Origin of the sequence: Helicobacter macacae MIT 99-5501 (genome assembly GCF_000507845.1) — a bacterium.
Lineage (GTDB): Bacteria > Campylobacterota > Campylobacteria > Campylobacterales > Helicobacteraceae > Helicobacter_B > Helicobacter_B macacae.
In genome coordinates this window covers 771034-791456 of sequence record NZ_KI669454.1, presented here as the reverse complement: position 1 = coordinate 791456, position 20423 = coordinate 771034, and the positions used below count along the sequence as shown (strand labels likewise).

Here is a 20423-nt window from a genome sequence, read left to right as displayed (position 1 = left end):
TTTTTTGTAGGCAACAATAGTCAATACAATAAATACAATTAGAGAGAATACTTCCCCCACATTGCATAAATTCTTTGTGGCAAATAGTGCGACTGCAAATCCACCCACCAATACAACAAACCAAGAGAGAATCTTTAGCAAATCCGTATGGTGCGCTGAAGTGTGGCGATAAAAGCAAAGCTGAATCTTCTCAATCCACTCTTTGCTAAACTTTGTAGGAGCTTTCAAATCTATTTCGTGCTCTTTGGCATATAGTTCTAGCTTATGCCAAGTAGAAGCGTCCAGTAAGTTGTTGTTTGCAATCAGCACATTTTTTATCGTGCGAAATGAATCGCGAGCATTGCTTGCATAGCGGATTTCATACTTTTTTATTTTCTCTTGCTTGAACGCTTGAAATTTTTTACTATGTAATTTTTGTTTATTTTCTCTATATCTATTTGTTTCTTGCTTGCATTGAGTCTTTAGTAGTTTGATTTTTTTAGTTTTTGCTCTGTATTTTTCTCTTAGTAAATCAAGTTCTTTTTCATACATTTTGTCATTCTTATATTCTGCAATAAAATCATTTACTTTGTCAAAATCTAAACCCTCTATTTTCACATTGATAAAGTTTGTAGCTTGGAGGTTTTGGAATACACAAGTAGAGAAGTTTGGAGCATATTTAAACTCTGCATTATAAAACGACACCACACCATTAAATATACTCTCGTGAAAGTCTGCATATTTAAAAAACTTTGCGTGGTTAAAAAACACATTGCCGTTAAACTCACAATTTGTGAAACACACTTTTTTGTGAAATTCACAATGCTGAAAGTCTATTCGCAGAGGTTGTGCGCTTTGGCTAAAATCATTTGGTTTTTTCTCATTTTGTTTTGCTTCGCTACCATCACGCACTTTAGAGTTAAACGGAGCAAAGCAAATATACTCAAACCTTACTTCGCCATTAAATACGCAATTTTTAAACGATAGCTCATCTTGTATGTAGAGAGTTTTGCGACTAGATTCTTTAGATTCTTTGTCGCACTCGCTAGATTCTTGTGTGGATTTTTTAGGTTCTATATCATTGGTATTTTCAGTGCATATTTCCAAAGGCTTGTAGATAATATATTTATTGCCTTGCTTTTTTATAAGTTTTTCTAGCTCATCTTGTGGCTTTCCCTCCTCTAGCCACTGCTTACACGCATTATCCAAAGCATTTTCAAAGATAAATGACTTTCCTTGCTTTATGCTAAGTATGAGTTTATCTTTTGTAGAATCAAAGTGTAGATTTTCACATATTTGTTGTTTCTCCATTATTGCACTCCTTGATTATGTAGCAATTTATAATTATCACACCCTAGTTGGTCTCCCAAATCACAGGCTTTGCCATAGTATTGCTTAGTAGTGGATAGATTTTGCCTTACTCCTTGTCCTTTGGCATATAACACACCTAGATTATTGCACGCGTGGCCATTTTTCATATCACAGGCTTTTTTGTAGAATTCGTGTGCCTTATAGTAGTCTTGGCGCACACCTTTGCCATTAGCATACATTACCCCCAGATTGTAGCAACTCTCTCCTTGAACTTCACTTACACCTTTATTGCACGCGATTTCATAGTATTTCTTTGCATTATAGTAATCTTGTAATTCAGCATAATTCTGTCCTAATGCTGCATATCCCCTATTATCCCCCAAAGCAATAGCTTTTTCAAAGTAGGGTATCGCCTCCCTATAACGCTCTGCAAACAAATAAACTGTCCCTACAGAGGTGCAAGTATCTTTATCACACTGCTCCACACTTGGCAAACCATCGTTTATAAGTGCTTGACACGCGCTTTTATCATTATTAAAGCAATTATGCCTAGCCCTTTCCAATTCCTCATAACTCATCGCCCCCATACTTACGCTTACTACACTTGCTAAGATTCCACACACTAACGCTAGTTTTTTCATTTCATCTCCTATTGTAGATTTTTTTAGTTTTGCCAATAGCACTGCTAATTTTTGTGATTTCACACAAAACCCGATACTACAAAAAAAAAAAAAAAAAAACAGAATACTAATGTGGGGAAGCACAAGGGGATTTTGTGAAGTTTTGTAAAATTGAAAGAATTTTAAAATGTTTGAAATGTTGTAGAGGTGGAATTTGTGAAAATTTTTGCATATATTTTGTGCAGAGTATGCTTTGAAGTCTTTGTGTGATGATTTGTAATGGATTTTGGGATTTTATGGGATTTGTTGTATTTTGCCTTTTGTTGTCATACCTAAAGCCAACTACTTGTCATACTTAAGATTTAGCTTTTTGTCATACTTAAGGTTTGGGACAAACCGAAGTATCTCAAAAATAGACTTCTTAAAGAACTGCCCTATATTTTGCAAAATTTTGTAAAGCTACATTTATGCTTTTTGGATATTTCGCTTTTTTACAAAAGCTCAATATGACAATATTTTTTTTACGCTTTTTTAAAAGCCCCCTCCCTTGCGGAGGGGGTTTGGGGGTGGGTATCCACTTTCAAATCACAAAAAAACACAGCAAATACAAAAAACACACCTAATAAGGTTTTTACAAAAACTACTTAACAAGATTTTGCAAATTTTTGCAAAAAAAGTAGATTTTAGGCAACCAAAAAGTAAGCTAGCCTAAAATATACCCACCCCCTAGCCCCCTCGTGCTAAGGGAGGGGGTTTAAGAGGATAATCCCTTGATACTTCGGGCTTAAAAGCCACCAAATAAGACAAATAAAACAACCCAAATACGATAAAAAACTTTTATAAAATCTACTTTTTTAATGCAAATGCACCCCTACCTAAGTCCCTCAGCTAAGGGGAGGGACTTTTTTGTGATGAATGCCACTATTTTCTTTCCTATTTTTTCTGTTTTTTGAAAAGTCGCCATTCTATTAAGCCCCCTCCCCAAATGATAAAAGTGTGGCAAAGTGAGTTTGCCTTTTTAAAATCCCCCTCCCTTTGCGGAGGGGGTTTGGGGGTGGGTATATTTTTTTTTTGTTTGAAAAATAATTTTTTGTCATACTTAAGCGAAAGCGAAATATCTTTTTTGTAATGTGTGTTGTCATACTTAGGCGAAATATCCAAAAAGCGTTGATTTTACAAAATCTAAGCAGGCAGATTACGCACGCTAGAAAATTACCCCACATATAAAGCACAATATAATCATATACACAAATTTTTGATAAAATCCGTTATTTTATTTTGCACGGACAAAAGCATAAAATCAAAAGCGTAAAGCCAAGCGCAAACCAAAACACAAAGCAAAATCAAACCAAAGCACAAACAAGCATAAGCCAAAAATGCCAAATCGCCACAGCGACAAATCACCATAGCACCAATTACCACACCAAAGGAAGCACAATGCCAACCCTGCACCTAGACTTCACAAAGCAAGACTTTGGCTACCCCATACACATAGCCCCCCTGCGTGAGCATCTACACACTACACTTAGCGCACTAAAGCCCACCAAAATCCTGCTTATCACAAATGAAATGATAAAATCCCTCTACTTGCCCTATCTACAAGAGGCTTTGCAAGCAAGCACCACAGATACAAGCACTAGAAAGAATTTTGAGATTTTGACATACTGCATAGAGGACGGCGAAGTGCACAAAAATATGTCTAGCATCGAGGGGATTTTGGACTTTGCCTTTGCAAACAAGCTAGATAGAAAGTCGCTTATGATTTCGCTAGGTGGTGGGATAGTAAGCGACATAGTGGGCTTTGCAAGCGGAATCTATGAGCGCGGAATCAGCTTTGTGAGTATCCCTACGACTTTGCTAGCCCAAGTAGATGCTTCTGTGGGTGGCAAATGCGGGATAAACAACGCTTATGGCAAAAATCTAGTGGGGCTTTTTCATCAGCCAAAGGCGGTGTTTGTCGATACGCACTTTTTGCGCTCACTTCCAGTGCGCGAGCTACGCGCAGGTATAGCCGAGATGATAAAAATCGCCGTGTGCTTTGAGGAAAAAGCACTTGAGGATTTGGAGGGCTTGGAGGTATCGGGCGATATAAATTCGCTAGATTTCCTAGATAGCCTAGCCCCGCATATCAAAAAAGCCATAGAGCTAAAATCCGCAGTCGTCCAAAAAGACGAAAAAGAAGCGGGAATCCGCGCGGGGCTAAACTACGGGCATACTTTCGGGCACGCTATCGAAAACCTCACACACTATACGAAGTTTTTGCACGGCGAGGCGGTGGCTATGGGTATGCGTATGGCAAACGCGCTAGCACTAAAGCTAGGCAATCTCTCACGCGAGCAAGTGCAGCGCATAGATAGTGTGCTAAGCAAGTTTGGGCTAGACTTTGACTACAAAATCGATAGTATAGAGGAGTTTTATGAGAAGCTGTTTTTGGACAAAAAATCAAAGGGTGGGAAAATCACGCTTGTCCTGCCACGCGGAATCGGTGGCGTGGATATACGAGATGATATAGATAGGGAGCTGATTTTGGAGACTTTGAGAGAGTTTGGGTAGGAGTTTGTGGTTTTTTTTGGTATTTTTTGTGTGGGTGTTTTTGTGGGTGGGTTTTGTAATTGTAAGCAAGTCGCAAGACTTGCGTTGCAAAACAAGCGAAGCGAAATTTCTTTAGAAAGCCTTTGGCTTCTTTAGTAAAACAAGCGAAGCGAAGTTTCTTTAGTAAAATAGTGGCAATCTATGCCACCACCGTCATTGCGAGCGAACAAAGCGAGCGTGGCAAAACAAGCGAAGCGCAGTTTCTTTAGTAATCCACACAAAAAAACAGAAAAGACATAGATTGCCACGACTTGACTTCGTCAAGTCTTGCAATGACGGTGTGGTGAGTTGCCACGAATTTGCTAACGCAGATTCTCACAATGACGAACAATCAACGCACAATGACGGAAAGAACCCACCCCCAAACCCCCTCCGCAAGGGAGGGGGCTTAAAAAAAGCAAATATCCTCGTGCTAAGGGAGGGAGATTAAAGAAGTTTCTACACAAACCAAAGTATTTTTCATATTGAGTGCAAGCGAAATATCTCAAGCTATAATGTAAGTTGTTAGAAAATCTTTTTTTTGGATATTTTGCTTTCTTGCGAAACCTCAATATGACAAGTAGTAGAATTTAGAGATATTTCGCTAGAATCTTTTATAGATACTTCGGTTTCTTAGCGAAACCTCAGTATGACAAAACCAAAAAATCCCCCAGCTAAAAAACCCTAAAAACCCAAAAAAACTCAAATTCCCCCACAGCCCTACAAAAATCACAAACACCCCCTCCCTAAATCCCTCTGCTACGGGGAGGGATTTTATTTTTTGCGAAACACACACTATTAAGCCCCCTCCCTTAGCACGAGGATATTTGCTTTTTTTAAGCCCCCTCCCTTTGCGGAGGGGGTTTGGGGGTGGGTGTATTTTGCTAGATTTTGCAAAGCAAAGTTGTTATTACCAAAGAAACTTCGCTACGCTCACTTTCTCGCAAATGACGGAATCAATCCGCCTCCAAAAAATCACAAACCCCGCAAAAATCCAACCCCCCAAATCCCTCCAAAAAAAATCCCTACCAGCTAAAGCCACCGCCGATTTTGACATTTAGATAGCTTGGGAGTTGTAGATTTTTAGAGATTTGTGGGATACTCGTTAGGTTTAGATTGCTTTGCACGGCAATGTCTAAAAATCCTAGTATATTGATACCGCCCGTTAGGATTACGCCCTCTTTTGTCGTGTCGCGGAAGTCATACATACTGCCAAACCGCAAATCCACATACTTAAAGTCAAACATCACACCCCCACCTATCATCTGTGAGTATGGGCGCACGGTGGAAAGCGTTTGGTTTGCTAGCAAGTCCGCATCTAGCGCAAAGACTATGCGCTCTTTCCACAGAGAGTAGCTCACCCCCGCCCTTACTTGTCGATTTAGCTCGATAGTTTTTTTGTTTGTTTTGATTTTGGGTGCGTTTAGATTTTTGCCCACCAAGCCAAAGATTAGGTTTTTGGAAAATGTCGGCACATAGACAAGCCCCACATCCACGCCCCAAGTAGAAGTCTGCACGATGTCTTTGGAGCTGAAGCTGATACTTTTGCCTATGCTATCATAGCTGCCACTAGCTTCTAGGATATAGCCTGCTGCGTGGATATATTTGCCAGCTAGCCCAAGCCCAAATGTCCCAGCTCTGCTATGCCACGCATAGCCATAGCCGATAGGTAGCTCGCCAAAGGCAATCGCATTTGAGGTTATGTGATGATTTCCTGTGAGGATTGATGAGGCATTATATTTTGTATCATCTGATTTGTCTATCGTTACGCCACCGCTACCCACGCTTATTCCATAGTAGTCGCTACCTGATTTTATGATGATTTGATTGTGTGTTTTGTCTATGTCAGCGTGGGCGTTGGCATACGCACTAGCAAGTAGCCCTAGCGAGATTCCCCAATTATTGTCCTTGCCACTATAAGTGATGATAAGCCCATTTTGCGTAGATACATTTAAGTCGTTTTGCGCTATTATGCCATTTATGGTTTGCATATCTTTTAGAAATGTATTTAGCGTAGAGCTAGAGCCAGCTTTAAGCGTGATTCCACCCATTTTGCCAAGTAGTTTTGTTATGTCGATATTATCTCCACTTCCTACCTGCTCTAGTGCTTTTTTTAGGTTTTCGGGAGTAAGCCCGCTTACGATGCCAGCTAGTATGCCTAGCCCACTATCAGGGTGTGTGTCCTCTGTCTTTTTTATAGCGGCTTCCAAATCCTTTTTTACCCCCTCAAAATCACTAGATGACATTTTTTTCAAAGCATCATCTACGCTACTAGGATTATCGCCTCCTCCGTGTTTTTTTAGATATTCTGTCAAATCACTATCTGTTACGGTATCACTACTTCCTTTGCCTAGTAGATTTCTCACCACATCGCCAAATACCCCATTTAATTGCAAATTTTTGCTATTTGCTTGCGGGGAGACATTTTGCGGGGTAGCACTTCTACCACTTAGGACAACAGGCTGGCTATCCCCCCCCCTACCGTTATTTGTAGCAGTGCCTTTAAATAGCCCATCTAGCTCCTTATACATTTCCTCGATATTGTTTTTATCTATGTTTGTAGCAGCTAGCAAGTTTGTCTCTTTATACTCCGCACCGAAGCTATACCCAAAACTAGATTTATTTACGATTCCTAGCAGGGCTGGGTTGTAGTAGAGAGTCCATTGGGACTGCTTGAGCGCGACACCTGCGCCACCCATACCTGCAGAGACATTGCCCACCCCGCCAAACTCTAGGGCAAAAAGCGCGTTTGCTAGCAAGGCAGGTGCTAGGAGCAGTGCGCTAGATTTTACTTTTTTTGATTTTGTGATTTGTCGTAATATTTTGTTAAGTTTGTTGTGTTTCATTTTTGCTCCTTGATTCAAGGGATTTGTTTTGTTTGCTTTTTGAAATCTAATTGTCTTCCAAAGTAGCACTAAAAATGCTATAAGCGATTCCCAAAAATGCCAAAAAAATTGAGCCAAAGACATAGTATTCCATTATTTCTCCTTTTTGGCTTTTTGCCTTTGTTTCTCTCCTATACTTTGGACAAATTATAACAAACGCAAACAAAAAAATGCCAAAAACTTGGGAAATATCAGGGAAATATTGGCAAATCTTAGGTGTTTTATGTGGATTTTGCTTTTTGTGTCCCCTCCTTTAAGCGGAGAGGATTAGGGGGTGGGTAGTTCCCCCAAATCTCAAACAGGGCTAACAACTACTGGCAATGCAGATATTTTAGTCATCACTAAAGCAACTGCGCTATGCTTGGATTGCCACGCTCACTTCGTTCGCTCGCAATGACGGTGTGGTGGATTGCCACGCAAGTCTTACGACTTGCTCGCAATGACGGAAATCTACCCACCCCCTTTATCCCCCTCCGCAGAGGGAGGGGGAACTCGCAAAATTACCACTTGCAAAGGGAGGGGGCTTTAAGAGTGGCAAACACCCTCACTTTGAAAAAAAAGTGGATTCAAGGGAGGGGGCTTAAAAAAGCAAATATCCTCGTGCTAAGGGAGGGGGCTTAAAGAAGTTTCTACACAAACCAAAGTATTTGTCTTACTTAAGTGCAAGCAAAATATCTCAAAAGATATATAATTCAAGTCGTTAGAAAATCTCTTTTTTGGATATTTTGCTTTCTTGCGAAATCTCAATATGACAAGTAGTAGAATATTTGGATACTTCAGTTTGTGCCAAACCTTAGTATGAGAAACAATAGAGATATTTTGGGTTGCGCACTTAAGCATCGCTAATGACTTAAAAATCTAAAGTTTTATAAAATTTCTTAAACGCAAGCAAAATATCTATTTCATAAGTTTTTTTGCATTGCCTGCAAAAACGGACTTTAAAAAAAACCGCATAAAATAAAGCCTTTAGTCTATTTTCTGCAAGCATTTATCTGCATAGAGTGCGCTTTTAGCTCGGGCTCTTTTTCGACACGATTTTGCGGGATTTGCCCAAATATTTGGCTTGCTTTGGTGCAATCCCCGAGCTTATAATACCCCCACGCAAGCGAGTCAATGTAGGAAATCGAGTAGGGCTCAACAAGCAGTGCTTCTTTGACATATTCGATTCCTCTTTTTAAGTCTATGTCAAAATCTATCATCAAATATCCGCAAAAATTATAAAAAAACGCATCTTGATTGGTGGGCTTTTGCTTGTTTGATTGGAGTTCTTTTTTGCGCTCTTTGATAGACTTTTCTAGCTTTTTGATTGCTTCTATGGCAGATTCTTTTGCTATCTCGCCCTCTCCTAGTCCATATATCGCTTCTAGTGCCAAAAATCTAGGATTTTTGCTTTGGGCGTAGATTTGAGCACTCAAATCACGCGCTTTTTCAAAATCCCCCTGCATCACATACAAATCTAACAAAAGCCCTTGGTCAAATGGAAAGCTTTGGGCTATGCCTTGTGCTTCTTGATATTGCTTGAGTGCGACTAGGACACGCATATAGTTTGTGGCATTGGGAATCGTGGGGGATTTTTGGTAGATTTTCTCAAACACTGCCTTTGCCATATTTAGCGCGTTTGAGTCGACATAAAAGCTCAACGCCTCCTCACAAAACAAATCCTCGCACCCCTCGCTTAGCAAATGCTCGCTTAAAACACCTAATGCCTTTTGGGTTTTTTCTTGGGATAGAAATATGACTAAAATCTTTTTTAGCACTTCTGGGTTTTTGGTTTTCTCATACAGCTCCTCAAAGAGGCTTAGTGCTTTTGGAAGCTGCTTTTGGAGCATATATAGATTTGCTAGGACATCATTTAGTGCCTCTGTATCTTCTAGCTTTTTGACTTTTTCTAGGGCGATGATTGCTTTGTCCATTTGTCCATTTTGCACAAAAGCATCGGCTAAAATCTTATTGATGATGACATCGTTTTCATCGCCACTTTGCTCTACATAGAGATTTGCTAGGCTAAAGGCGGTTTGTATATCGCCTTTGCCAAGTGCGGCTTGGGCAGCTAGCTTGGCATAGTAGGGCTCTTTTGTCTTGTCATACAAAAGCAAAAAATTCTCTAAAGACTCGGCAAAATTACTATGATACAAATCATCAGCCCCCTGCAAAAGTAGCAAATCCATACTAGAATCTGCAATCTTAGGCAGAGTGAAATTCTCGCCAAAATCCTCGCTAGGAAGCGCGGTTTCTAAGTCGTTATAAGGCTGTCTTAGGGCGATTTGAGCGGTCGTGGTTTTGGAGTCTTGTATAGAGGAAGCAAAGGCGGATTCTTCATCGGTAGTTTTTGTTTTTTTAGGTGTCGCTTCGTTTGGCGTAGAATTTGTGGATTTTGTTGTGTTTGCTGTGGTGTCTTTTTGTGTGTTTTTTGTGCTGGTAGGCTCTGCTAGCACTCCACAGATACAGACACAAGACATAGCACAAGATAAAGCAAATTTTGCAAAGGCGCATTTTGCGACTTTTGCACTGCCTTTGCTGTCTTTTGTGATTTGTATGCTTTGTGAGTGTGTTTTCACCTTGATTCCTTAAGAAATGGATAATAAAATTCTCTTGTGATTTTTACGCAAAATCTCACTTCATAGCGCAATCTTTTGTGTCTATGAGAGAATCCACGCTATTAGCAGGATTTCTTACCCCCCTACACAAAGCAAAAAGCTCTCCCAAATCCTCGCACTTCTTGCCCCTCATTTTATCCCAAAAAGGAAAATCCACGCATTGCTTTGGGCGAAGCGGATAGATTTGGCAGGATTTTTTCACTTCATCAAAAAACACGCACGCAAAGCCATTTTCATATCGTTTCTCAATAAGCGAGAATCGATACCCAACCTTTATCAAATATTTCCTAGCAAAATCCTCTAGCGAAAGGTGCAAAAAATCTGCAATCGCTTCTGCTTGGCTTAGACTAAGAAATATATATCCACTCTCGCCCACACAGCATTTGCCACCGCACTCTTTGCACGCACTTGGCACAAACTCAAAGCTAAAATCTTTGATTGCAATTTTTGCTTGACTGCATTTTTTTGCTTTGATAAAATTTTTGCCAAAATCTTGTGCTTTGGCAAAATCAAATTCTCGCACTTCGCCAACATTTTTAGCATTTGGATTGCTACTTTGTGAAGTCATTTTGTCCTCTCCAAAATCAATCATCGCTTTGCTTTTAAGAGGACTTAGACTCTGCGCTATGAGTGATGCCGTATTTGTCTAGTATTTCAATCGTGCGTGAGATAAGAGAAGCACTATCAATGCCTAAGTGCTTTTCTATATCGGCTACACTGCCGTGCGGGACAAATCCACAATCTAGCTCAAAGCTAACGATAGGCTTGCATACGCCACACTCATTTAGTAGCTCACTTATCGCGCTTGCTACGCCACCTTGCTTGTAGCTATCGCTAAACACAAACGCGATAGAATGCTCCTCAACAATGTGTATAATCTCTCTATCAAGTGGTTTGACAAAGCGCAAATCCACCAAGCTAGGAGCAAAACCTAGAAGTTCTAGTTCTCTTTGCACTAAGTGTGCCCTACCTACACCATTTCCATAGCCGATAAGGAGGATTTCTTTGCCCTGCTTTAGCACTTCACATTTGCCCATAGCAAACGCACTAGGTGGATAAGAAGCTGACTCTAGCGTATCTAGCACAAAGCTACCACGAGGATAGCGATACGCGCAAGGGGATTTGCTAAAGCCATAAGCAAAATTTACCGCTTCAATGAGGGTGGCATTATCACGCGGAGCAAAAAGCGTGAAGTTTGGGATTATCCGCAAATATGCAATGTCAAAAAGCCCTTGATGAGTTTCGCCATCTTCGCCTACGATTCCCGCTCTATCTATGCTAAATCTCACAGGCAAGGCTAAAATCCCTACATCGTGGATAATCTGGTCAAACGCTCTTTGCAAAAATGTCGAGTAAATGCTTACAAAAGGGATAAACCCCTCTTTTGCCATTGCTGCCATAGAGGTTACGCAGTGCTGCTCGGCAATTCCCGCATCCCAAAATCTATCAGGGTATAAATCCATAAGTTTGCCTAGTCCCACACCCCCGGGCATAGCAGCAGTGATTCCTACGACTTTTTTGTCATTTTTTGCTAGCTCAAAAAGCGCGTTAGAATACACTTCTGTGGGTGGCTTTAGCTGACTTGGTTTTTTTAGCGGTAAGCCTGTCTCTAAGTCAAACGCCCCCACTCCGTGCCATTTCTCATAAGGTCCCTCTGCGATTTTGTAGCCCTTGCCCTTTATGGTTTGGACGTGCACCACTACGGGTCGCTCCATTTCTCGTGCTCTTTTTAGGCAAAACACAAGCTCTTCTAGCTTATGCCCATCGATTGGTCCTATGTAGCTAATCCCCATTTCCTCAAACAAAATCCCCGGGGTAATTAGCTTAAAGCTCTCTTCTACACGCTTTGCTAGATAGCTCGCAGAATCAGGCATTTTCTCCAAAAACTTCTTTGTAAAATTGCGAAATGACTGATACATAGGGTGAGAAATGAGATGGGATAAATGCTTGCTAATCGCGCCAATGGGGCGAGCGATACTCATTTCATTGTCATTTAGGATTATTACCATTGGGTATTTTCTATCCCCTAGCTCATTTAGTGCTTCATAAGTCAGCCCCGCACTCATACTGCCATCGCCTATAAGCACCACAGGCAAGCCGTTTTTGCCCTCTAGCTTGTAAGCCTTTGCCACACCCACACCTAGCGAAATCGAAGTAGAGCTATGTCCAGCGATGAAATAATCCGCATCTGATTCTTTGGGATTGCAAAATCCACTAATCCCACCAAAGCATCTAAGTGTATCAAACTCCTCAAACCGCCCGCTTAGAAGTTTGTGTGCGTATGCTTGATGAGAAACATCAAAAATAAATGGATTGTGCTTTTTGCCAAACACATAGTGCATAGCCACGATAATATCCACCGCACCCAAAGAAGAGCTTAGATGCCCTCCATTGTGGCTTACCACTTCCAAAATCCTATTTCGCAAAATCTCTGCAAGCTCGTATAGCTCGGCTATGTCCATATATTCTATGGGTTTTTTAGGAAGTTTATATTGTGTCTTATTTGTGTGGCTACTAGGCATTTTTGGATTCTTTCTAGGCTAGGTTTTGGTGTTGTGGTATTTGCAGTTAGTCTTTTAGATTTTCTAGCACGGATTGCTTCAAAGTCTTGTAGCGATTTGAGATAGTGCCATCGATGATTCCCCCGCCATTATCGATTATCACGCCACCTTTTGTGATTGCATTATCTGCTTGTATTTTTAGCTTTGGGTAGTCTTGCAAGGCTTCTTGCAGCTCTTTTAAATCCTGCGGATTTACGCGTAGATGAATGTCTGTGGCATTGGCAATAGAGCCCAAAAGCTCCTTTGCTAGCGCAGTTGCTACCGCGCTAGAATCTTTATCGACTTCTTTTGCTACGACTTCTTTGGCAATATCTACGGCTATGCCACTTAGCTCTTTTTCTAGCTCACGCAGATGAGTCTCCGAGTTTTTCATCGCATTCCCAAGCGTGATAGCAGAATCAATAAGAGAGGTTTTTTCTTTTTGGATTTCATCTTGGAATTGTGTTTTTATTTTTTCCTCGCCATCTCGCAGCCCGTCTTTGTATGCGTCATTTCGAGCGGTAGTGATTTGGGCTTCCATTTCTTGCTGTTGTTTTTCAAACTGAAGTTGAAGTTTGGCAAGCGAAGTGGATAGCTCATCAATTTTGCCTAGCAATTTTTCTATCAACTCTTTCTCCAATGGGTCATCTTTTGGGATTTGCGGGATTTGCTCCTCAATGATAGATTCTTTTGTGGAATCTGGCTCATCAATCACAATAGGGCTAAACTCATAGCGAGTGATTTTGTGCTTGCTAGCACGGTCTTTTGCGATAAGGTTTTCTTCGCCAAAACTAGACAAGGACATCGTCATCTCCGCCTACTTGGATTACGCCTTGTTCGCTAAGGGTTTGGACTACTTCGACAATTTTGCGCTGTGCGGCTTCGACATCACGCATTCTAACTGCACCTAAGAACTGCATTTCCTCGACAAACTGCTCGCTAGCACGCGATGACATTTGCTCTAGGAATTTTTGCTTTAGCATATCTGGGGCGGACTTTAGTGCCATAGTGAGGTCTTTTTTGTCCGCGACTTTTAGAATCTCTCTAATAGCATTTTTATCAAGCCCGATAATGTCTTCAAATGTAAACATCATTTCTTTGATTTCGCTTGCTAGCTGTTCATCGATTTGCTCAATATAGGCTAGCGTGGCTTTTGCTGCTTTTTGCCCTAGTCGGTTAAACATTTCAGCAACGGCGCGAGGTCCGCCCACTTCGACTTTGTAGCTTGTGAGTGATTCTAGTTTGTTTTCTAGCACGGTGGATACCCTTTTTACGACATTTGGCGATATATCGCCTAGATTTGCCATACGAATGGCGATTTCTGCGCGTGTATTGTCATCGCTAAACTGCCCCAAAGTCTCTGCTGCACTTGTGGCATCCATATGAGCCAAGATAAGTGCGATAGTTTGAGGGTGTTCATTGACAATAAAGTCTGCAAGCTGCTGCGGGCGGACTTTTGAGAGATAGGCGAAGTTTTTGGCAGACTGCATAGTCTTAGCCAGCTTATCCATAATCCGCTTGGCTTCTTCTGGTCCCAATGCTTTTGTAAGCAAATCTCGTGCGTAATCCAAACCACCTGTATTGATATATTGATTTGATTGAAATATCGCATAAAATTCCTCAATAACTGCGCCACCTATGGCTTTATCTGTGCCTTTTAGCTGCATAATCTGTCGCGAAATTTCTGTGATTCCATCAATATCAAGATTTTTGAAAATCTCGCTAGTGAGTTCCTCGCCCACCTGAATAAGCAAAATGGCGATTTTCTCACTCATTGAGAGTTCATCATATTGCGCTCTTTGTCGTTGGTTTAGTGCCATTTTGTCTCCTTAAAGATTTTTGCTTTTTTGTTTTTGTCGTGCTTGGCTAGAATCTAAATCGGCTTGTTTTTTAAAATCACTTTAGATTCTAGCTAAATCTAGCTTGTTCGCTCTGTGGGTGTGCCTATCTCATCGTGGATAAGTTTTTGGAAAAGAGAGGCAACCTCTTCGGGCTTTTCTTGGATAAGGGCGCGGATTTTTTCTAGCAATACTTCGTATTTGACTTCATCTTCGCTAAATCCTGCACCGCTAAGCCCAAGCTGGTCTTCTATGCGCTTTTTCATATCGCCAAAGCGCGAAGTAAGCTCATCATCATCATCATCGACTTCAAATAGCGACTCGACTTTGTCCTCCTCTGCATCTTGCATTTCTAGCATTCTCTCTGCAAATGGAGCGATGACTTTTTTGTAGAATATGAAAATAATCACAGCGATAATGACATATTTTAGCAACGGAATGTATTGAGCAATAAGCGCGGTAGCTTTTTCTACAAAAGTTTGTGGGGCTTTTAGCCGCTCATTTTTAGAAAAATCCCAATCAGAAACCGTTACAGAATCCCCTCTATTTGCATTATAGCCGATAGCATCTTGGACTTGTTTTTCTAGCTTTGCTATGCGCTCTGGGGTAAAAGGCACATATTCTAGCACTTCATCGCCATTTTCATTAGTGGTTAGCTGTTGTTCGCCATTTATCAGCACAGAAGCAGTCATACGAATAGGCTCACCGGGCGAAAACTTCGTCTTTATGGTTTCATTGCCTATCTCGTTATTTACGATTGTTTCGCTTTCATCTTCTTTTGTGAGTCCATTTTCATTATCCAAATCCTGCACAGGTCCTATGTTTGATTCTACGCCCGGGATTCCGCCTATGCGCTTCTCTCCCGGTCCTACTTTGTGCTTTTCGTAGTCCCTCTGTGCGCGTGGGAGGACTTGGGTAGGGTCAAAAGTCTGCTTTACAGATTCTCTCTGGCTAAAGTCATATTGCAAATGCACGATAGCCACTACCTTGCTAGCACCACCTGCAAGCGGGCTTAGCAAGCGCACAATATCATCTGCCTTTTTTTGCTCCTCTTTATGCACGAAAGCATATTGTTGCTTTAGCACTTCATTTAGCCCAAGTAGCTCATTATCCTCGCCTAGAGGCATACCATTGCTATCTACGATTTTGACATTTTCGGGAGTGAGCTTGGGGATAGCAGCAGATACGAGGTTTTTTATCCCTGTGATTTGAAATGATGAAAGCTGTGCCCCCGGCTTTATTTGCACCATAACTGCGGCTGTGGGTGGCACAGAAGTAGAGACAAAAAGACTTTCTTTTGGATTTGCAATTTGCACGCTTGCTTTAAAAATCGGCTCTAGTGCCTCAATCGTGCGCGTTAGCTCGCCCTCTGTGGCGCGCAAAAATTTCACTTGCTGGGTAAAATCTGTCGCAGCAATGTCATTGGTATCAAAGACTTCAAAACCTACTTTTGAGGTCTTTGGGATTCCCCGTGCGGCTAGCTCGATGCGCTCCTCTGCCACGCGCTCTGAAGGAATCTCAATAACATCATTGCGCGGGATTCTATAAGGAATCTGCTTTTCTTTTAGATAGTCCAAAATCAGCGCATTATCCGCAGAATCGAGCTTATCAAATAGCACGCCGTATTCACTTTGGGTCTTTTTGCCCGAAAACACCACCAAAAACACAAAAAACGCGATTAAAATCACTAGCGTAGTGGCAATGACAATGCGCTGTTTTTTGTTGAGTTTGCTATAAATTTTGTGCACACTCTCTAAAAATACTTTTGCATCCACTTGCTATCCTTTTTGTTGTTTTTGCTATTTTATGCTTTTTGCACGCTTGATAATACTCTATCTAGGCACTGCAACACTCGTGTGTTTTGAGAATCTAGCCCGATAGTGATTCTGCAAGCATTCATTTTGTAGCTTGCAAGATTGCGGATAATTATGCCCTCCCTCAAAAGTCGCTCACACACTTCGCTAGAATCTATCTCTTTTGGCAAAACAAAAGTGATAAAATTTGTAAAAGATGGGATATATTCTATATTTTTAGACACTGCAAAATCCTCATACCGCTTCATTTGATTAAAATTCTCTTTTATACAGCTTTTTATAAAATCATCATCTTTAAGTGCTTCAATAGCGGCGATAAGGCTAAGAGTAGTGATATTAAAAGGTGGGCGCACTTTGTGTAGCGTAGCGATAATCTCCGCACTTGCTATGCCATATCCCACGCGCATACCACCTAGTCCATAAGCCTTAGAAAAAGTCCCTAGATAGATAGCATTTGGAAAGTGTTGAGTGATTTTTTGCGGAGAGATAGCTTTGGCAGAGTCTTTAAAAGAAGCAAACTCTTGATACGCCCCATCAATAAGCACAAGGCTTTGAGGGGATTTGCTTTTAGCACACTCTAAGAACTCATAGACTTGCTTTGCATCTAGACACTCTCCTAGTGGGTTGTTTGGCACGCATAGGAAAATAATTTCAGGGTTAGATTCTAGCTTGGCTTCAAATTCGGCTAGATTATGCGAGTTGCTCTGTGTGCGGAGAATCCTAAAGCCCGCGATTTTGGCATATATCTCATACATAGCAAATGTAACGCCAGACATAAGGACGGCTGGCTTTTGCGTGTTTTCTTGGCTTTTGTGTGCTTCACTTTTGGCTTTGTCTGATTTATCGTGTGCGTTTTCTTTTGCCCTCACGCACATTTCGATGACTTGGTCGCTGCCAGAGCCTATGATTAGATTTTCTACTCCCACGCCAAATCGCTGTGCTAATGCTTCTTTTAGTGCTAGCATAGAATCATCAGGGTAGAGATGAGCTTTTTTGGCATTTGCTTGCAGTGCTTCTATCACGCGTGGCGAGCTAGAGAAAGGATTTTCATTGCTAGCTAGCTTGATAATATCACTCTCTTTTAAGCCAAAATTTCGCACCACCTCTTCTATGGGTTTGCCCGCTTGATAAGTGGCGATATGTTCTAGCTCTGTGTTAAAGCGCATTGCCTCACTACCCCTAGATTTTTTTATATAGACTTTGGCAAATCATTTTGCAAAATCTTAATATTAAATCATCTGCCAAAATTACTTGCATTGAAACGAGATGAAAGACTTAAACTCGACATTTTTGCTGCTTTGCAAAGGAAGCGTAAAATCATCTAGACTAGATTCTCTTTTGCCACCTGCATTTGCACCATTTATGGCATTTGCCCCCATATCGCTCAGCACAGCACTATGATGACCTTGTAGATTTTGCCGATAGCTATCATCAAAAAATTCCACACGCTCCACGCTACACTTCACGCCAAACCCACCCTCTATGGCACTTTTTTGTTTTTTTATCTCTTGGGATAGATTTGCGTATGCTTCTTTGCTTGAGATAGATAGCTGCTCGCTAGTGATGATAGGCTCAATGCCGTAGTTTGCGAGGGATACCACGCCACTTTTTAGCGCAAGATAATCAATGTCTTTTATCATCGCTTGATAGTTTTTAAACTCTTCTTTGTCAAATTTACACTCTATCACACCGCGCAAATCTGGTTCTTTATCGGCATTACCTTGATTTTCATTTTGCAAATCAAACTCCCCTCCATTGCAGTTTTGCTCTTTTCTCACTCGCTCTAGCACACTTGAGAGTGTGCTCTTGATGAGTTGTTTTTCTTGTGTGCTTAGCTCCTTTTTTTGCGCTTTGAAGCCAAATGCACCGACATAAAGTTCAATAGGAAGTTGTTTTTGTGAAGTGAGAGTTTGTGAGAAGTGGGATTTTTCTTTGTTGCCAAGAAAGCTGTCTTTTTGCTCTACCAATCGCACGAAAAACGCGCCACCGACAAAAAGCCCGATTGCCAAAAGTCCAACGATGAAATATTTTGCAAAACCCATCTAAAATCCTTTGCATTCAAAAAATCTTTTGGGAATCTTTGGATAGAAACCCTGCGAAAAAGCCACGCAGGAATCCGCAAGAATCCAAAACATTAGTTTTTGGAAAATGTGAAAATTATAGCACAAAGAAATAAAAACATTTGCAAAATATGCACTTTGTGGCAAATTTGTGGTAATTTTTGCCGATATAGAGCGGTTTTGAAAAATCTTTGCAAAATTCTAATAAAAAATTTGCATATTTTTTGATTGTGCTTTGTCTTTTGTGTATTTTGGTGTGATTTTGTGTGTTTTTGCACGCTTTTAAAACCCGCATTTAAACCTGCACTTTACAAAATCAAGCCAACGCCTAAGGAAAAAAAGCAAAATCAAGTTTTAGATTTTGGCTAGATTTTAGGAATCCCGCTTTGTGTGCCACCACTAAAATCTAAAAGCCTCTTATACAGCACGATACCCGCGCGTTTTATAGCTTGATTTTTATTTGCTTGGGTTTCGCTAAAATTTGTTTCCCACACCACATTGTCTGCGCAATCTTTCATCACAGTTTTTAGCTCTATCCTCGTGCTTTTGCCCTCACCTGATAGAGTAGCTTCAATCTCTAGTTTGTGAGTATTTGGCTCATCTGTGATACGAGCAAATTTCGCTATCTCTCCTAAAAATACAGACTTATCGCTTTGCAAAGATTTTTCGCCTTGAGAGTTTATCTCTACTTTTAGCTTTGGCTTTGGTGCATTTGCTTTTTGTAGCTCCTCAAACGCCTCAAAATCCGCTCCCACAAAGCCCAAAGCCCGCAAAATAGCACTAGATTCTCTAGCGTTTTTTAGCTCTTTTTGCAAGGAAGCAAAATCTTTTAGGCTTAGACTAGCACAAGTTTTTGGCAGAGATTCTAGCCTATCTAGCCCTTGCTCTAGTCGCGCTTTTATCGGCATTGCTATGTCTTTTTTGGCGATAGCGACTTCGACATAGTATGTGCCTTTTGAGTGAGATTTTTGCGTGATTTTTAGATTTTGCAAATCTAGCATCGCTGTGCTAAGAGAGATATTTTGCTCCATACTAGAATCAAAGCTATCATTTATCGCACTATTTGTTATGTTTATGTTTGATTTTACTTGGGTTTGCACGCTTTGAGCCAAATCATTTGCAGCTTGCGCTTTTGCTTTTGCTAGGCTATCTCCCATTCCTAGTCCATAGAGTGTGTCGCTAGCACTTTTTGGGGTTAGAAACCATTTGGGTGGATTTGCCATAGAGTTACCGCTTAGAAAAAGCAATGCCCCAAACACGATAAAAAGCCAAAATTTCTTTAATCCCTTTGCTTGCTTGATTTTGCTTATCATCGCTTCTTTTTTGGTTTGTGGGTGATTTTTGTTTTGCATACCAAGTCCTTATTTTGCATTTTGAGTGCTTTTCGCCCTATTGCTTTTATTTTTTTTGCTTAGTTATTTTGCTTTGAAATTAAATCTTAAAAAAGCTGTATTTTACACTATTTTTTCACAAAATCTAAAAACGCTTACAAATTTGTGCCAAGCGTTTTTAGATTTTGCTTTATCCTTTGCCCTTGTTCTGCCTTAATTGTCATTGCCTTTGTGGTGGTGCATTATACCAATCCATACACTCCTAGTGTCGCACTTATGACAAAACCTAGCAGCATAGTAAGTGTATATTTTTTGCCATTGTGCTTAAAATCGCACATTAAAAGCCCTGTAATGTAAGTAATCCCCATAAACACTACAAAGCAAAACGATAGCGCACCAAACCAAAATCCAGCGCGATTAAAATGCAATGCCATAAGATTTGCCAAAAAATCATTACGATAGATGATGATTTCGCTAGGATTAGATTTTACAATCTCAATGCTATGATTTGTCCCACCAAGTATGAAGCTATTTTTATCCCTAGAATCTTTGATTTGGGTGCTAAATGGAATAGCTAGATTTTGGTTTATGTTTTGGGATTGTGCCAAAAGTGCCAAAATCTGCGCCCTAGCGGATTCTCTTTGGCTAGGTTTAGATTGTATCCCAAGCGGGAAGTCAAATCCTTGCAAATATGCCCTTTGTAATTCATCTAATACCACCACTTGCCTATCTACTCCACCAAAATACCCAAATATACACACGATTCCCGTGATTTTATACATTAGTGCCAATGGAATAAAAAATAAACTAATATAAATATGCAATGCCAAAAGTTTGGAGCGGTGTTTTTTGACAATATTTTTTAGCTTTTTCATTT

Annotated in this window: 17 protein-coding genes and 1 pseudogene; 4 read left to right on the top strand and 14 right to left on the bottom strand. The window is 40.6% G+C overall.

What is annotated here, in order from left to right; all coding sequences use genetic code 11:
- Positions 1 to 678: 678 nt before the first annotated feature.
- Both HMPREF2086_RS12590 and HMPREF2086_RS10690 read right to left on the bottom strand, forming a co-directional pair.
- Positions 679 to 1290, bottom strand: a pseudogene (locus HMPREF2086_RS12590) (pentapeptide repeat-containing protein); the annotation flags it as partial.
- On the bottom strand, positions 1290 to 1931 hold the full coding sequence (locus HMPREF2086_RS10690; protein WP_023927395.1) for a tetratricopeptide repeat protein: 642 nt from the start codon (positions 1929 to 1931) through the stop codon (positions 1290 to 1292). The gene HMPREF2086_RS10690 and the pseudogene HMPREF2086_RS12590, both read right to left, overlap by 1 nt.
- Positions 1932 to 3347: 1416 nt before the next feature.
- Here HMPREF2086_RS10690 and aroB point away from each other — a divergent pair.
- The 3 genes from aroB to HMPREF2086_RS03515 all read left to right on the top strand — a co-directional run bounded on the left by aroB (position 3348) and on the right by HMPREF2086_RS03515 (position 4932).
- Positions 3348 to 4463: a 3-dehydroquinate synthase gene (gene aroB, locus HMPREF2086_RS03520; RefSeq protein WP_023927394.1), complete on the top strand. Its 1116-nt coding sequence runs from the start codon at positions 3348 to 3350 to the stop codon at positions 4461 to 4463.
- A 122-nt stretch (positions 4464 to 4585) separates the two neighbouring features.
- Complete coding sequence (locus HMPREF2086_RS12325) at positions 4586 to 4711, top strand: hypothetical protein (RefSeq protein WP_267902071.1); 126 nt, start codon at positions 4586 to 4588, stop codon at positions 4709 to 4711.
- A gap of 32 nt (positions 4712 to 4743) precedes the next feature.
- Entirely contained in the window at positions 4744 to 4932 is a 189-nt protein-coding gene (locus HMPREF2086_RS03515; protein WP_034560312.1) for a hypothetical protein, read from the top strand.
- A gap of 153 nt (positions 4933 to 5085) precedes the next feature.
- On the opposite strand, the gene HMPREF2086_RS03510 is transcribed toward HMPREF2086_RS03515, so the two are convergent.
- Together HMPREF2086_RS03510 and traF are read right to left on the bottom strand one after the other, a co-directional pair.
- Positions 5086 to 5277 (bottom strand): hypothetical protein, encoded by a 192-nt coding sequence (locus tag HMPREF2086_RS03510; protein WP_034560311.1) that lies wholly within the window; start codon positions 5275 to 5277, stop codon positions 5086 to 5088.
- A gap of 229 nt (positions 5278 to 5506) precedes the next feature.
- On the bottom strand, positions 5507 to 7327 hold the full coding sequence (gene traF, locus HMPREF2086_RS03505; protein ID WP_023927393.1) for a conjugal transfer protein TraF: 1821 nt from the start codon (positions 7325 to 7327) through the stop codon (positions 5507 to 5509).
- Between the two features lie 396 nt (positions 7328 to 7723).
- On the opposite strand from traF, the gene HMPREF2086_RS03500 reads away from it, so the two are divergent.
- On the top strand, positions 7724 to 7987 hold the full coding sequence (locus tag HMPREF2086_RS03500) for a hypothetical protein (protein ID WP_034560309.1): 264 nt from the start codon (positions 7724 to 7726) through the stop codon (positions 7985 to 7987).
- A 350-nt stretch (positions 7988 to 8337) separates the two neighbouring features.
- Here the strand turns inward: HMPREF2086_RS03500 and HMPREF2086_RS03495 are convergent, their stop codons facing one another.
- From HMPREF2086_RS03495 to HMPREF2086_RS03445, 10 genes are all read right to left on the bottom strand, one after another.
- Positions 8338 to 9924: a tetratricopeptide repeat protein gene (locus HMPREF2086_RS03495; protein ID WP_023927392.1), complete on the bottom strand. Its 1587-nt coding sequence runs from the start codon at positions 9922 to 9924 to the stop codon at positions 8338 to 8340.
- Between the two features lie 55 nt (positions 9925 to 9979).
- Positions 9980 to 10402, bottom strand: coding sequence for a YkgJ family cysteine cluster protein (locus HMPREF2086_RS03490; protein ID WP_408605731.1), 423 nt, complete (start codon positions 10400 to 10402; stop codon positions 9980 to 9982).
- A gap of 163 nt (positions 10403 to 10565) precedes the next feature.
- Positions 10566 to 12425: a 1-deoxy-D-xylulose-5-phosphate synthase gene (dxs, locus tag HMPREF2086_RS03485; RefSeq protein ID WP_034560884.1), complete on the bottom strand. Its 1860-nt coding sequence runs from the start codon at positions 12423 to 12425 to the stop codon at positions 10566 to 10568.
- A gap of 106 nt (positions 12426 to 12531) precedes the next feature.
- On the bottom strand, positions 12532 to 13314 hold the full coding sequence (fliH, locus tag HMPREF2086_RS03480) for a flagellar assembly protein FliH (protein ID WP_232219082.1): 783 nt from the start codon (positions 13312 to 13314) through the stop codon (positions 12532 to 12534).
- Entirely contained in the window at positions 13295 to 14323 is a 1029-nt protein-coding gene (gene fliG, locus HMPREF2086_RS03475; protein ID WP_023927388.1) for a flagellar motor switch protein FliG, read from the bottom strand. The genes fliH and fliG overlap by 20 nt, the downstream gene beginning before the upstream one ends.
- A 98-nt stretch (positions 14324 to 14421) precedes the next feature.
- Positions 14422 to 16116, bottom strand: coding sequence for a flagellar basal-body MS-ring/collar protein FliF (fliF, locus tag HMPREF2086_RS03470; RefSeq protein WP_023927387.1), 1695 nt, complete (start codon positions 16114 to 16116; stop codon positions 14422 to 14424).
- A 29-nt stretch (positions 16117 to 16145) separates the two neighbouring features.
- Positions 16146 to 17321, bottom strand: a complete 1176-nt coding sequence (locus tag HMPREF2086_RS03465) for an aminotransferase class I/II-fold pyridoxal phosphate-dependent enzyme (RefSeq protein ID WP_023927386.1) — start codon at positions 17319 to 17321, stop codon at positions 16146 to 16148.
- Positions 17322 to 17402: 81 nt separating this feature from the next.
- Positions 17403 to 18197 carry a hypothetical protein gene (locus HMPREF2086_RS03460; RefSeq protein WP_023927385.1) on the bottom strand — a complete coding sequence of 265 codons (795 nt, stop codon included), beginning with the start codon at positions 18195 to 18197 and terminating at the stop codon, positions 17403 to 17405.
- A 383-nt stretch (positions 18198 to 18580) separates the two neighbouring features.
- Positions 18581 to 19567 carry an LPP20 family lipoprotein gene (locus HMPREF2086_RS03450; protein ID WP_023927384.1) on the bottom strand — a complete coding sequence of 329 codons (987 nt, stop codon included), beginning with the start codon at positions 19565 to 19567 and terminating at the stop codon, positions 18581 to 18583.
- A 221-nt stretch (positions 19568 to 19788) separates the two neighbouring features.
- Positions 19789 to 20421, bottom strand: a complete 633-nt coding sequence (locus HMPREF2086_RS03445) for a hypothetical protein (RefSeq protein WP_023927383.1) — start codon at positions 20419 to 20421, stop codon at positions 19789 to 19791.
- Between the last annotated feature and the right edge of the window lie 2 nt (positions 20422 to 20423).